This window comes from Streptomyces marokkonensis (assembly GCF_008312835.1).
GTDB lineage: Bacteria > Actinomycetota > Actinomycetes > Streptomycetales > Streptomycetaceae > Streptomyces > Streptomyces marokkonensis_A.
This window is the reverse complement of record NZ_VSKS01000013.1, coordinates 68,321-82,456: the sequence shown is the minus strand read 5'-3', so window position 1 is coordinate 82,456 and position 14,136 is coordinate 68,321. Positions and strand designations below refer to the sequence as shown.

The following is a 14,136-nucleotide window of genomic DNA, read 5'->3' as shown; positions in this document are numbered from 1 at the left end:
CCTTGGCTGCTTCAGACCGGCAGGAAGTTGATCGGGTGGCTGTCCGTCGCCCAGAGGTACTGCACCGCGTACGCCCGCCAGGGCCGCCAGGCCGCCGCGCGTGCGGTGAGGGCGGCCGGGGTGGACGGCAGGCCCAGTTCGCGGGCGGCGCGGCGGATGCCGAGGTCGGTGGGGAGGAAGGCGTCGGGGTCGCCCAGGGCGCGCATGGCTATGACGTCCACCGTCCAGGGGCCGAAGCCCGGGAGGGCGAGGAGCTCCGCCCGGGTCTCGGGCCAGTCGCTGTCGGCACCCAGGTGGAGGCCGCCGTCGGCCAGCCGGCGGACCAGGGTGGTGAAGGTGGTGCGGCGGGTGCGGGGCATGGCGAGGGTCCCGGGGTCGAGCGCGGCCAGGGCCCCGGGCGTCGGGAAGAGGTGGGTGAGGCCGCCCTCGGGGTCGTCCACCGGTGTGCCGTGCGCGGTGACCAGGCGGGCCGCGTGGGTGCGGGCGGCGGCCGTGGAGACCTGCTGGCCGAGGACGGCCCGTACGGCGAACTCCGCCTCGTCGACGGTGCGCGGCACGCGGCGGCCGGGTGCCTTGTCGACCAGGGGCGCGAGGACCGGGTCCGTGCGCAGCTGTTCGTCGACGGCGACCGGATCGGCGTCCAGGTCGAGCATGCGGCGGCAGCGGCTGATGGCGACGGTGAGGTCGCGGGGGTCGCTCAGCCTGAGGCGGCAGGCGATGTGGTCGGGACGCGGGGTCAGCGCCACGATGCCGTGTCCGTACGGCAGTCGCAGCGTGCGCCGGTAGGCGCCGTCCCTCCACTCCTCCACGCCGGGTACGGCGGTCGCGGCGAGGTGGCCGAAGAGGTTGTCGGGGTTGAGCGGGGCGCGGAACGGCAGGCGCAGGGAGAGCACGCCGGGCGTGCCCCGGGGGCCGTTCCTCGGGGCCCGGGTGCGCAGGTCGCTCGGGGAGAGCGCGAAGACCTCGCGCACGGTGTCGTTGAAGGTGCGGACGGAGGAGAAGCCGGCCGCGAAGGCGATCTGGGCCATCGGCAGGTCCGTCGTCTCGACGAGCAGCCGCGCGGTCTGGGCGCGCTGGGCGCGGGCGAGCGCGAGGGGGCCCGCGCCCAGCTCGGCGAGCAGCTGGCGTTCGAGCTGCCGGGTGCTGTAGCCGAGGCGGGCGGCGAGTCCGGGGACGCCCTCGCGGTCCACGACGCCGTCGGCGATCAGCCGCATGGCGCGGCCCACGAGGTCGGCCCGGTGGTTCCACTCCGGTGAGCCGGGGCTGGTGTCGGGACGGCAGCGTTTGCACGCCCGGAACCCGGCCTGCTGGCAGGCGGCCGCGCTCGGGTGGAAGACCATGTTCTCGGGCCTGGGCGGGACCACGGGGCAGCTCGGCCGGCAGTAGATGCCGGTGGTCAGGACGGCGGTGTAGAACCAGCCGTCGAACCGCGCGTCCTTCGACCGCACGGCGCGCACGCAGCGCTCGGTGTCGGTGTGCATCCCCTTCTGCATGTCTCAAGGATCGGGCACGAGGGCGTGCCGGTCTGGCGGGAATCCGACATCGACGTCAGTTGTCCTGCGGCTGTCCGGATCGCCAGGCCGACTCGCGGAGCAGCCGCGGTCCGTTCAGTCCGACCAGCACGGTGGAGCCCTCGTGCCCGGCGACGCCGAGCGGGAGGGGAGGTGGCCGAGGAGGTCCCACAGGACGAGAACGGTGATGGCCGTGCCCGCGATGACGAGGTTCTGCCGCACCGGCCGGCGGGCGGTGCGGGACAGCCGTACGACCGCCGGGACGGCGGCGAGCTCGTCCCGCACGACGACCGCGTCCGCCGTCTCCAGGGTCAGGCCGGGCCTCCGGGAGCGTGAGGACGCGGGTGCGGCGGGGCGGCGCCGGGACGCCGGCGGACGACGGGGGCGCGGGAGCGAGAGTCACGGACACGCGGCCACCATGAGGGAAGACATGAAGACTCGTTCATGTGTTCAGGTGCGATGGGTAGGATGGGCGCATGGGTCATGGAGCCGTCACCGCCGCGCAGGACGACGCCGGGCGGGTGCGCCTGGACGCGGACAACGTCGCGAAGGTCGCCACCACGCTCCAGGCCCTGTCCACCCCCTCCCGGCTGCTGATCCTCGCCCGGTTGCGCGAAGGCCCGCTCCCGGCCACGGAGCTGGCGGCGGAGGTGGGCATGGAGCAGTCCGCCTGCTCGCACCAGCTGCGGCTGCTGCGCAACCTGGGCCTGGTGGTCGGCGAGCGCCGGGGCCGCTCCGTCGTCTACGCCCTGCACGACCACCATGTCGCCGAGCTGCTCGACCAGGCCGTCTACCACGTGGAGCATCTGCGGCTGGGGATCAGCGACACGGCCGGGTGAGCAGGCTCCGCATGGTCTCGGCGGCACGTACGGCGGCGTCCGCGCAGCAGTTGTTGAACAGGACGTGCAGCTCGTCGGTCTGGCGGGCCGCGCGGCGCAACCGGGGTACCCAGGCGGCGAGTTCGGTCACGTCGTAGTCGTGGCGGAAGCGGTCCTCCTTGCTGCCCCTCCCCCAGGCCCTGCTGCGGCCGTGGAAGCGGACGACGGCCAGGGCGGGGCGGCTGACGGGCGCGACGGGCGGGGTCGAGCCGGTGAGTCCCTGGGCCATGTCCACGCCGACGGCCGTCGCGCCCAGCCCGGACAGCAACGCGCGGGTGCCGTCGGCCCGTTCGGCCTCCCACCACCCCGGGTGGCGGAACTCGACGGCGATCGGCCAGCCCGCCGTGCGCTCCGCGCAGTCCTCCAGCGCGCGTTCGGCCGGGGCTCCGGGCGCGAACCAGGGCGGGAACTGGAACAGCACGGCCCCCAGCCGCCCGGCCTTGCGCAGCGGCTCGACCGCCTCCGCGAACCTGCCCCACACCTCGTCGAGGAGCGCGCCGCTCACCGGTGCGCGCGGGCCGGCCGGCGCCCGGGTCCGCAGGTCGGCGGGCAGCGCCTGCGGGCGTGTGGGGTGACCGGTCAGCAGCGAGAACGCCTTGACGTCGAAACGGAATTGGTCCGGGGTGCGCTCCACCCACAGCTCGCTGTTGCGGCGGCTGGGCAACGCGTAGTAGGCGGCGTCCACTTCGACGACGGGCAGCCTGGAGGCGTAGTGCCGCAGCCGGCCCTCCGCGTCCCGCCGCCCGCGCGGATACCAGCCGCTCGCCACGAGCCGGCGGTCCGTCCACGAACAGGCCCCGACGAGAATCTCACCCATGGGAGCCCGGTTACCCCGGGCTCCGCCGGGTGTGTCCCCCTACTCGGCCGCCGTCGGCCGGCGTGACGCCTCCATCGCCTCCCTCACGTCGGCCAGCGGGCGCAGCCGGTAGGTGTACGCGTAGTCGCGGTCGGCGAAGAGCTTGAACTCGTCGTGGGTGTGCGCGCCCCAGCTGTCGTCGCCGCCCACGCCCATCTGCCGGTGGTTGACCCGCAGCACGACGGCGTCCCGCGGGGTCAGCTGGTAGTCGTGCCGGACCCCGGCCGACAGGTCCTCCGGGGTGAAGTGCGAGGCGTTGATCTCCAGGAGGGGCTCGCCCGACACCAGCAGACCGCGCCCGCGGCCGTCGGTCAGGGCCGCCCAGCGGACGTCGGTCCTGTTGCCGTTCTCCTGCGGGCGGATGTACGGCGTCCACTGGCCGGCGACGGTCGAGGCGTACCGGCCCACGTCGGTGCCGGTGTTGCGGTCCCAGTGGTTCTCCTCCGGGCCGCGGCCGTAGTAGTGCAGACGGTCGAGGCGGCGCGGCAGGAACAGCAGGGTGCCGACCTCGGGGATGTACGGCAGGTTCGCGGCACCCGGGTGGAGGGTGTTGTCGACCTTGATCTCGCCGTTGCCGAAGACCGTGTACCTGGTGGTGTACGCCGACTCGACCGTGGTGGGCAGCGTGCCGCGGACCTCGATCTCGACGGCCCGGTCGTCGAGCGTCCGCACGGTGACGTCGGTGACCGTCCGGCGGGCTCCCGCGTCGCGCCAGGTCTGGTTGCGGGTGTGCTGGCCGTTGCCCTTGTCGTTGTCGGTGGGCGCCCGCCAGAAGTTGGGCACGGGCCCGGACGTGATCAGGCGGGTGCCCTCCGCCTCGTAGGAGGTGATGGTGCCGCTGCCCCTGTCGACGGTGACCGAGAAGCCCCTGCCGGTGACGTGGATGTCCTCCTCCCGCTCCTCGTGCCGCAGGGCCGGGACGCCCGCCAGGGGCACGGGGGTGACGGCGGGGCTCGCGGCGTCCAGGGGGAGCTGCTCGCGGGCCACCTCGAAGCCCGCCTTCGCCCACTTCGTGGACTGCCTGGTGGTGAAGGAGAGCTGGAGGAAGTACTCGGTCCCCGGCGCCGGGTCCTCGGGCAGACGTACGGGCAGGCTGATGTCCTTGGCGGACCGCGGCGGCACGTCCAGCTGGTCCCGGTTCAGCCGTCCGCCCCGAACGGCCTCGCCGTCGGCGACGAGTTCCCACCGGCCGTCGAACTCGCGCAGGCCGGTGAACAGGTACTCGTTGGTAAGGGTGACCGCACCGGGGCCGCCGCCGGGGGTGCGGGCGACGCCGACCGCCTGGTGGACGCGCTTGACCTCGACGGCCTTTCCGGTGTGCCCGCGGTCGGCGGTGACGATGCCGTCCGCGGCGAAGGCACCGTCGTTGGGGTTGTCGCCCCAGTCGCCGCCGTAGGCGAGGAACGAGGTCTGCTCGGGCCGCTTCTGCTCCGCCCGGACGGTGGCGGCGTCGAACCAGAACCGCACGCCGTCGTCGCCGGGGCCCCGGCTGTCGGAGGCCAGTTCGGCGGCGGACAGGGCGCGGGCGTAGACACGGGCGCGGCGGATGGTGCCGCTGAACTCCCGGGTCTGGTTGTCGGCGTCGGAGGCGAGCGCGAGCGGCGCGGTGGTGCTGCTGGGGCGCCGGTCGGTGGTGCGGGTGGCCCTGACCGCGCCGTCGGCGTACAGGGTCAGCGTGCCGGCGCCGGCGTCGAAGACGCCCGCGACGTGGTGCTCGCGGCCGGTCCAGTCGTCCGGCAGCGCCCAGTTCACGGCGATCCACCGGCCCGCGGAGTGGATGAAGAACTCCAGCCTCCGGTCGGTCTGCTTCAGCGCGTACTGGGTGTCGCCCTTGGCGATGAGGGGCTGGTGGTACCCCAGGACGTCCGGGGTGATCCAGGCCTCCAGGGTCAGGGAGCCCGTGAGGTCGAGGCTGTCGTCGCGTTCGAAGACCGTGATGCCGGACAGGCCCTTGTCGCGGTCGAGCCGGCCGCGGGTGGCGAGGATCTCGCCGCGCAGGCCGGCCGGTCCCGACTCGGTGAGCAGGGTGCGGGCGGGGACGGGCGTGTACAGGGACTGGTCGGCGAAGTCCCAGATCCAGCCGCCCTGCAGGACGTCGTGGCGGCGGATGACGTCCCAGTACTTCTTGAAGTTGCCGCCTGAGTTGCCCATCGCGTGGGAGTACTCGATCAGGACGTACGGCCGGGTGTCGGCGGTGTCCCGGGCGCGCTGCTCGATGCGTGACGGGCTCTCGTACATCTCCGAGCGGATGTCGCTGACGCCGGGCCGGTCGTCGCCCTCGTACTGGATGACGCGGGACGGGTCGTAGGAGCGGATCCAGTCGTGCATGGCGGTGAAGGTGGATCCGCCGCCGGCCTCGTTGCCCAGCGACCAGATGACCACCGAGGGGTGGTTCTTGTCGCGGTGGACCATGTTCTGGGCCCTGGCGACGCAGGCCGCGGTCCACTCGGGGTGGTCGCCCGGGTACTCCGCACGGATGCCGTGGGTCTCGAGGTTGGTCTCGTCCACGAGGTACAGGCCGTACTCGTCGGCGAGTTCGTACCACAGCGGCTGGTCGGGGTAGTGCGAGGTGCGGACGGAGTTCATGTTCATCCGCTTGATGAGCGTGATGTCCTCGATCAGGTCCTCGCGGGTGAGGGCGGTGCCGCGGCTCGGGTGCATCTCGTGGCGGTTGGTGCCGCGGAAGGAGACGGGCTCGCCGTTGATGCGCATCAGCCCGTCCCTGATCGCGAACTCGCGGAAGCCGACGCGGTGGGACAGGGTCTCGACCACCTTCCCGGCCGGGTCGCGGAGCCTGAGGACGGCCGTGTAGAGGTTCGGCTGCTCCGCCGACCACAGCCTCGGCCCGGTCACCGCCTTCGACGCCCGTACGGTGACGTCCTCGCCGGCGCCGGCCGTGCCGAGGTCGGCGGTCTGCTCCAGCGGGCGGGACCAGACGGCGTGGCCGCGGGCGTCGTACAGCCGGGTCTCGACGGTGTACCGGCCGCGCGCACCGGTGCCGTACGCCCGCACGCTCGCCGTGACGGCCAGTTCGGCGGCCGTGTACGTGTCGTTCAGCGGGGTGTCCAGCTTGAAGTCGCGCAGGCGCACGGGCGGGGTGGAGTACAGGTGGACCGAGCGGAAGATGCCGCTCAGCCGGATCATGTCCTGGTCCTCCAGCCAGTCCCCGTCGGAGTAGCGGTACACCTCCACGGCGATCTGGTTGGTGCCGGGCCTCAGGTGGTCGGTGATGTCGTACTCGGAGGGCGTCCAGGAGTCCTCGTCGTAGCCCACCAGTGCGCCGTTGATCCACACGTAGTGGGCGGACTTGACGCCCTCGAAGTGCAGGAAGGTGCGGCGGCCCCGCCAGTCGCGCGGCACGGTGAAGGTGCGCCGGTACTGGCCGACCGGGTGGTACCGGGTCGGGGCGGCGGGCGGCTGCGGGTCCTCGCCGCGGCCGTTGGGGCCCCAGTACGGGTAGGTGATGTTCAGGTAGACGGGGAAGTCGTGGCCGTGCAGTTGCCACACGGACGGCACCGGGATCGTCTCCCAGTCGCTGTCGTCCACGTCGGTGCGGTGGAAGTCGGGGTCCCGGTCGTCGGGACGGTCCGCGTAGGCGAACTTCCAGGTGCCGTCGAGGCTCTTCCGGTAGGGCGAGCGGGTGCGGTCGCCGGCGAGGGCCTGTTCCACGTCCGCGTACGGCGTGAGCGTGGTGTGCGGCGGCTGGGTGCCGAGCCGGAAGACACCGAAGTCGTTCCACTCCGGGGGTGCGCCGGCCGCCGCCCGCGCGCCGGCCGCGTACGCGGCGGCGGGGGACGTCGGCAGGGCGAGGGCGCCGAGCACGGCGGCGCCGGACTCCAGGAGACGGCGGCGGCTGACGACCGGCCGGCCGGGCCGGGTGGGCCGGCCGGCGGGAAACACGTGGGGCATGACCGTGGCCTTCCTCGGTTCGACAGGGCGCTGCACGGAGGGGGCGTCACGCCGGGGAAGCGCCGCGACTGTTGGTGACGGAGCAACTACCGAGCCAGCCACACCCTAGGACTCGAACACAATCGAAGCAATGGCCCCGTCGGACTCTGTGCGATCCTGATGGTTCTGCCGTCTGTGTCGTCTTTCTCGCGCACACCTCTCGGAACGCGACCTACCCATGGGTAAAATGGGTGCAAAGGTGTCGGTTGTCGTTCCGTCTCGGCCGGCACCCCGGTTCATGCCCTCGAGACCCGTACCGGTGAGAAGAGGCGCGTCATGGATCCATGGCTGATCTGGCTGATCGTCGCGGCCGTCCTGGCGGTGGCGGAGATCCTCACTCTCACGGCCGCGCTGGGGATGCTGAGCGTGGCCGCGCTGGTCACCGCGGGAACGGCCGCGGCCGGGCTGCCGCTGGGACTCCAGTTCCTGGTGTACGCGCTCGTCGCCGCCGCCACGCTGCTGTTCGTACGGCCCCTCGCCCTGCGCCACATGGACCGGCCCCAGGCCGCACGTTTCGGCACGGACGCCCTGATCGGCAAGTCCGCCTACGTGGTCTCGGACGTGACGGGCACGGGCGGCAGGGTCCGTATCGACGGCGAGGAGTGGACGGCCCGCAGCTACGACGAGACCCTGGTCATCTCGTCCGGAACGACCGTCGACGTCATGGAGATCAGCGGAGCCACCGCGCTCGTCTACCCACGGGACTGAAGCCATGGACATCACCGCCTCCCTCATCGCCGGCCTGATCATCGCGCTGTTCGCGATCTTCACCGTCGTGCGAGCGGTCCGTATCGTGCCGCAGGCACGCGCTCGCAACGTCGAGCGGCTGGGCCGCTACCACCGGACCCTCACCCCCGGACTCAGCCTCGTCATCCCCTACATCGACCGGGTGCACCCGCTGATCGACCTGCGGGAGCAGGTGGTCTCCTTCAAACCCCAGCCGGTCATCACCGAGGACAACCTGGTCGTCGAGATCGACACCGTGCTGTACTTCCAGGTCACCGACCCGCGCGCGGCCTTCTACGAGATCGCCAGCTTCCTGCAGGCCGTCGAGCAGCTCACCGTCACGACCCTGCGCAACGTCGTGGGCTCCATGGACCTGGAGAAGACCCTCACCTCGCGGGACACCATCAACAGCCAGCTCCGCGGGGTGCTGGACGAGGCCACCGGCAAGTGGGGGCTGCGGGTCAACCGGGTCGAGATCAAGGCGATCGACCCGCCGCAGTCCATCAAGGAGGCGATGCAGAAGCAGATGCGGGCCGAGCGGGACAAGCGGGCCGCGATCCTGGGGGCCGAGGGGCAGCGGCAGTCGCAGATCCTCACCGCCGAAGGGGACAAGCAGGCGGCCGTCCTGCGCGCGGAGGGCAACAGGACCGCCGCGATCCTCCAGGCCGAGGGCCAGTCCCGGGCCATCGACGAGGTGTTCCAGGCCGTGCACCGCAACGACCCCGACCCCAAGCTCCTCGCCTACCAGTACCTCCAGGCGCTCCCCCAGCTCGCGCAGGGCTCGGGCAACAACTTCTGGGTGATCCCCAGCGAGATCACGTCCGCGCTCCAGGGCGTGTCCAGGGCCTTCACCGAAGTGCTGCCCCCGTCGCCGGCCACCCGGGAGAAGCCGTCGGCCGACGACAGCACGACCCGGGCCGCCGACGACACGGCACAGGCCGCCCAGGCCGCGGCGGAGGCCCTGGCGGACGCGGCCCAGGCCGACAGCGGTCCCTCCGCCGGCGGTCTCCGGCACCGCCGCCTCGCGGAGGGGGACGGAGACGGCCGGGGGTGAGGCCGGCCGGTCATCAGCCGACCTGTGCGGCGAACGCCTCGTGGGCGCGGTCGTCGAAGAGGACGAAGGTGACCTCCTCGACCGCCGTGTCCGTGGTCCGGACGGTCTCGACGGCGATGCGGGCCGCGTCCTCCATCGGCCAGCGGTAGACGCCCGTGGAGATGGCGGGGAAGGCGACCGTGCGGGCGCCCAGTTCGTCGGCGACGCGGAGGGACTCCCGGTAGCAGGAGGCGAGCAGGCCGGACCGGTCCTCGCTCGTACTGTGGACGGGGCCGACGGTGTGGATCACCCAGCGGGCGTCCAGGCGGCCCGCGGTGGTGGCGACCGCCTGGCCGGTGGGCAGGCCCCTGCCGTACCGGGACGCGCGGAGTCGGCGGCACTCCGCCAGGATGTCCGGGCCGCCCCGGCGGTGGATCGCGCCGTCGACGCCTCCCCCGCCGAGAAGGGAGGAGTTGGCCGCGTTGACGATCGCGTCGGCGCTCCGGCGGGTGATGTCGCCCCGGACGAGCGTGACAGTGGGGGTCATGTCTGGCGGAGCCTCCTCCAGACGGCCTTCGCCGCGTTGTGCCCGGACATGCCGTGCACGCCCGGGCCGGGCGGGGTGGCCGACGAACAGATGAAGACGGCCGGGTGCGGGGTCGCGTAGGGGAACAGGGACAGCTTCGGACGCAGCAGCAGCTGGAGTCCGGAGACCGCGCCGGAGGCGATGTCTCCGCCGACGTAGTTGGCGTTGCCGGCCGCGAGTTCGGGCGGGCCTGCGGTGGCGCGCGCCAGGACACGGTCGCGGAAACCGGGGGCGTAGCGCTCCAGTTGGCGTTCCATGGCGTCGGTGAGGTCACCGGTCCAGCCGTTCGGCACGTGCCCGTAGGCCCAGAAGACGTGCCGGCCGGCCGGGGCGCGGGTGGGGTCGGCCACGCCCGGCTGCACGGTGATGAGGAACGGGGCGTCCGGGGCCCGCCCCTCCCGGGAGGCGGCCCGCAGGGCGGCGCCGATCTCATGACTGTCCGCGCCGATCTGCACGGTGCCGGCGGCGCGGGCCTCCGGAGCGGTCCACGGCACGGGGCCGTCGAGGGCATAGTCGATCTTGAAGACGCCGGGCCCGTAACGGTAGTTCGCGTAGTGGCCGCCGAAGCCGGCGATGCGGGCCAGGGCGGTGGGCGAGGTGTCGAAGACGTACGCGCGGGCGGGCGGCAGGTCGTCGAGGCGCTTGACCTCGAAGTCGGTGTGGACGCTGCCGCCGAGGTCCTTCAGATACGCGGCGAGGGCGTCGGAGATGGCCTGGGAGCCGCCGCGGGCGACGGGCCAGCCCCGGGCGTGTGCGGCGAGGGCGAAGACCAGGCCGACGGCGCCGGTGGCGAAGCCGCTCAGGGGGGCCATGACGTGGGCGACGAGGCCGGCGAACAGGGTGCGGGCGCGCTCGTCGCGGAAGCGCCGGGTGAGCCAGGTGGACGGGGGCAGGCCGACCAGCCCGAAGCGGGCGAGGGTGACCGGATCGCGGGGCAGCGCGGTCAGCGGCAGGGACATGAAGTCGCGGGCGAGGGTGTCCCACCTGGACAGGAAGGGCTCGACCAGGCGGCGGTAGGCGCCGGCGTCGCGCGGCCCGAAGGAGGCGGCGGTCTCGCCGACCGACCGGGACAGCACGGCCGCCGTACCGTCCGGGAAGGGGTGCGCCATCGGGATGGCGGGGTGCAGCCATTCCAGACCGTAGCGGTCGAGCGGGAGGGCGCGGAACGCCGGTGAGTTGACGGCGAGGGGGTGCGCGGCGGAGCACGGGTCGTGGCGGAAGCCGGGGAGGGTGAGTTCCTCGGTGCGCGCGCCGCCGCCGACGGTGCCCTTCGCCTCGAACAGGGCCACGGAGAAGCCCCGCCGGGCCAGCTCCACGGCAGCGGTCAGCCCGTTCGGCCCCGCACCCACCACGACCGCATCGAGCATCGACGGCACCTTCGGACTCCCTTGTCAGCCGACGGCCACTGGAGGATCAGGATATGCCGGGGCCGGAGCGCCTTCCCGGGGCCTCCGGCGCGGGACCGCTCAGGCCCCGTCCGACAGCAGCGCCACCACCCGGTGCGCGGTGGCCGCGTCCCGGGCCGCCGTGAAGGGCAGGGTGTTGCCGCCCCTGATGTCGAAGGGCCTGCCCGCGCGGGTGAGGTGGGCGCCTCCGGACTCCTCCACGAGAAGCAGCCCGGCCGCGTGGTCCCAGGCGGCCTCCCAGGAGAAGGCGGTGGCGTCCGACGCGCCGCGGGCCACGGCCAGGTACTCGAGTCCGGCCGAGCCGCAGGGGCGCGGGGCCACGCCCTCCGTCCGCAGGCCGAGCAGGGCGCGCTTCTGTTCGTCCGTCGTGAAGTCCGGGTGGGAGGTGGCCACACGGAGATCACGGCCGGGCTCGGGGGAGCCGGCCCGCAGCCGCTCGCCCTCGAGGTGGGCGCCGTGTCCCCGGACGGCCGTGGCGAGTTCGTCCCGGACGGGGGCGTAGGTCCAGGAGGCGCACACCACTCCGCGCAGGGCGAGGGCGACCAGGGTGCAGAAGCCGGCGTCGCCGTGCACGAACTGGCGGGTCCCGTCGACGGGGTCGATGATCCAGACCGGCGCCTCGCCCTGTATCGCCCCGTACGACGCGGGGTTGGCGTGCACCGCCTCCTCGCCCACCACGACCGAGCCGGGCAGCAGGGCGGCGAGCACCTCCGTGAGGTACAGCTCGGCGTTGCGGTCGGCGTCCGTCACCAGGTCGTGCGGGCCGGTCTTGCGGTCCACCTCGTGCTCGGCGAGGCGGCGCCAGCGCGGCATGATCTCCTGTGCGGCGGCCTTGCGGACGGCCTCCTCCACGTCGGAGGCGTGCCGGGCGAGAAACTCGTCGATGGTTTCGTTGTGGTTCTCGATCATGTCTCCATGAGAGCACGCGCCACTGACATTCCCGTCCCTCCCGGTGCACGTCAGGTGGAATCGGTATGAAAATGGGGTGCCGGCCGGTCGGCCTGTGGGTTCAGCGGCCCACCGCGTAGCCCTGCTGGCCGCGCGGGTTCGCCGCCGCGGAGAGGACGCCGGTGGCCGGGTCCCGTGCGACGGCGCAGAGCCGGCCCTCCGACCAGGCGTCGCCGACCGTCACGTCGTGGCCGCGGCGGCGCAGCGCCTCCACCACCGCGGGGTCCGTTCGGGACTCGACGGTGACGCTGCCCGGGCGCATGCCGCGCGGGTAGAAGGAGCCGGGGAAGCTGTCGTTGTGCCAGTTCGGGGCGTCGATGGCGCCCTGGAGGTCGAGCCCGCCGCGCACCTTGGCGCGCTGGACGACCGAGAGGAAGAAGTGCAGCTGCCACTGGTCCTGCTGGTCCCCGCCGGGCGTGCCGAACGCCATGACCGGCACGCCGTCGCGCAGCGCCAGGGACGGCGTGAGGGTGGTCCGGGGCCGGCGGCCCGGTGTGAGGGTGCCCGGCAGCCCCTCCTCCAGCCAGGTCATCTGCAGCCGGGTGCCGAGCGGGAAGCCCAGTTCGGGCACGACGGGGTTGGACTGGAGCCAGCCGCCGCTGGGCGTGGCGGCGATCATGTTGCCCCAGCGGTCCACGACGTCCAGGTGGCAGGTGTCGCCGCGGGTGGCGCCGTCGGCGGAGACGTCCGGTTCGCCGGGCACGGGGGACGTGGGGCTCTTGGCGACCGTCGGCTCCCCGGCGCCCATCGGGGCGAAGCCCGGTTCGTCCGCGGCCACGACGCGCGCGTGGGCGCTCAGCCGGGGGGTGCGCCCGCCGGGACTGCCGGGCCGCAGGTCGTGGGAGGCGCGGGGGCCGATCCTGGTCCGCCGCTCGGCGTTGTACTCGGCCGACAGGAGGTCGTCCAGAGGCACGTCGGCCGCGTCCCCGTACCAGGCCTCACGGTCGGCCATGGCGAGCTTGCAGCCCTCGATCAGCAGGTGCATGCAGTCGGCGGAACCGTACCGGGGCAGTTCCGGCGGGAGCAGGGCGAGCTGCTGGAGCAGGACCGGGCCCTGGCTCCAGGGGCCGGCCTTGCACACGGTCCAGCCGTCGAAGTCGTACGTCACCGGGGTCTCGTAGGTCGCGGACCAGCCGGCGAGGTCCGCGGCGGTCAGGGTGCCGGTGTGGCGCTCGCCGCTGGTGTCCACGGTCGGCCGTCCGGCTTGCCTGACCAGGGCCTCCGCTATGAATCCGCCGCGCCACACCTCCCGCGCGGCGTCGATCTGGGCCTCCCGGTCCCCCGCCCCGGCGACCTCGGCGAGGAGCCGCTTCCAGGTGGCGGCGAGGGCGCGGTTGCGGAACGGCTCGCCGGGGCGGGGGGCCCGGCCGCCGGGCAGGTACACCTCGGCCGAGGTGGTCCACTCGGTCTCGAACAGCTCGCGCACGGTCTCGACGGTCTCGCCGACGCGCTCCACGGGCGGGTGCCCGTCCTCGGCGTACCCGATGGCGTACTTCAGGACGTCGGCGAGGGTCCTGGTGCCGTGGTCGCGCAGCAGGAGCATCCAGGCGTCGAAGGCGCCGGGCACGGCCGCGGCGAGCGGTCCGGTGCCGGGGACGAGGTCCAGGCCGAGCCCGCGGTAATGGGCGGCACTCGCCCCGGCCGGGGCGACGCCCTGCCCGCACAGCACCCGCACCTCCCCGCCGGCCGGCGCGAGCAGGATCGGCACCTCGCCGGCCGGGCCGTTGAGGTGCGGCTCGACGACGTGCAGCACGAAGGCCCCGGCCACGGCCGCGTCGAAGGCGTTGCCGCCGTCCTCCAGCACGGCCATCGCCGACTGGGAGGCCAGCCAGTGGGTGGAGGACACCATGCCGAAGGTGCCCTGGAGGGTCGGTCGGGTGGTGAACACAGGGCCTCTACCTCGCTGTCCACGTGTACGGGCCCGAGTCCTTCTCCGGCTCCCCCGGAAGGCTATCGACCGCCCCGCGCCCCTTCCTCCCCGCCTCCGGCATGCGATGGGCGTCCGGCGCCGCGGTACACGCCGGCCAGGGCCCGTGCCGTGGGGGCGACGGAGCAGCGGGCCGAGCACGGCGCGCACGCGGTGCTCGTCCGGGGTCGGATGCCGTGTCGCGCCTCCCACCATGACGAGGGTCGCGCACCGCCACAGGTCCGCGGTCAGCCAGGTGCGCAGCAGCAGGTCCTGCTGCTTGACCGGGGGCAGGCGCTCGACGCACAGCAGCAGGGGCAGGTCCCGGTCGGCCGGGT

General features: G+C 73.5%; 10 protein-coding genes and 1 pseudogene. 3 read left to right on the top strand and 8 right to left on the bottom strand.

Going from position 1 to position 14,136, the window contains the following annotated elements; translation table 11 throughout:
• Window positions 1–11: 11 nt before the first annotated feature.
• Together F1615_RS22425 and F1615_RS22420 are read right to left on the bottom strand one after the other, a co-directional pair.
• On the bottom strand, window positions 12–1,493 hold the full coding sequence (locus F1615_RS22425; RefSeq protein WP_280118902.1) for an AlkA N-terminal domain-containing protein: 1,482 nt from the start codon (window positions 1,491–1,493) through the stop codon (window positions 12–14).
• A gap of 55 nt (window positions 1,494–1,548) precedes the next feature.
• Window positions 1,549–1,826: pseudogene (locus F1615_RS22420) on the bottom strand (heavy metal translocating P-type ATPase); the annotation flags it as partial.
• A 161-nt stretch (window positions 1,827–1,987) separates the two neighbouring features.
• On the opposite strand from F1615_RS22420, the gene F1615_RS22415 reads away from it, so the two are divergent.
• The gene (locus tag F1615_RS22415) at window positions 1,988–2,350 is read left to right on the top strand and encodes an ArsR/SmtB family transcription factor (RefSeq protein WP_149550837.1); all 363 of its coding nucleotides are present in this window, start codon (window positions 1,988–1,990) and stop codon (window positions 2,348–2,350) included.
• Here the strand turns inward: F1615_RS22415 and F1615_RS22410 are convergent.
• Entirely contained in the window at window positions 2,331–3,206 is an 876-nt protein-coding gene (locus F1615_RS22410; protein ID WP_149550836.1) for a DUF72 domain-containing protein, read from the bottom strand. The two genes, F1615_RS22415 and F1615_RS22410, sit on opposite strands and share 20 nt — an antisense overlap.
• A gap of 39 nt (window positions 3,207–3,245) precedes the next feature.
• Window positions 3,246–7,154 (bottom strand): glycoside hydrolase family 2 TIM barrel-domain containing protein, encoded by a 3,909-nt coding sequence (locus F1615_RS22405; protein ID WP_149550835.1) that lies wholly within the window; start codon window positions 7,152–7,154, stop codon window positions 3,246–3,248.
• A 315-nt stretch (window positions 7,155–7,469) separates the two neighbouring features.
• Between F1615_RS22405 and F1615_RS22400 the strand changes: the two genes are divergently transcribed.
• Both F1615_RS22400 and F1615_RS22395 read left to right on the top strand, forming a co-directional pair.
• Window positions 7,470–7,901 (top strand): NfeD family protein, encoded by a 432-nt coding sequence (locus F1615_RS22400; protein WP_149550834.1) that lies wholly within the window; start codon window positions 7,470–7,472, stop codon window positions 7,899–7,901.
• 4 nt (window positions 7,902–7,905) lie between these two features.
• A complete protein-coding gene (locus tag F1615_RS22395; RefSeq protein WP_149550833.1) occupies window positions 7,906–8,973 on the top strand; it encodes an SPFH domain-containing protein in 1,068 nt (355 codons plus the stop codon).
• A gap of 13 nt (window positions 8,974–8,986) precedes the next feature.
• Here the strand turns inward: F1615_RS22395 and F1615_RS22390 are convergent, their stop codons facing one another.
• The 4 genes from F1615_RS22390 to F1615_RS22375 form a co-directional block, all read right to left on the bottom strand.
• On the bottom strand, window positions 8,987–9,499 hold the full coding sequence (locus tag F1615_RS22390) for an O-acetyl-ADP-ribose deacetylase (protein WP_149550832.1): 513 nt from the start codon (window positions 9,497–9,499) through the stop codon (window positions 8,987–8,989).
• A complete protein-coding gene (locus F1615_RS22385; protein WP_149550831.1) occupies window positions 9,496–10,905 on the bottom strand; it encodes a phytoene desaturase family protein in 1,410 nt (469 codons plus the stop codon). The genes F1615_RS22390 and F1615_RS22385 overlap by 4 nt, the downstream gene beginning before the upstream one ends.
• Before the next feature lie 99 nt (window positions 10,906–11,004).
• Entirely contained in the window at window positions 11,005–11,853 is an 849-nt protein-coding gene (locus tag F1615_RS22380) for an inositol monophosphatase family protein (protein ID WP_149550830.1), read from the bottom strand.
• Between the two features lie 100 nt (window positions 11,854–11,953).
• Window positions 11,954–13,780, bottom strand: a complete 1,827-nt coding sequence (locus tag F1615_RS22375; RefSeq protein ID WP_149550829.1) for a gamma-glutamyltransferase family protein — start codon at window positions 13,778–13,780, stop codon at window positions 11,954–11,956.
• Between the last annotated feature and the right edge of the window lie 356 nt (window positions 13,781–14,136).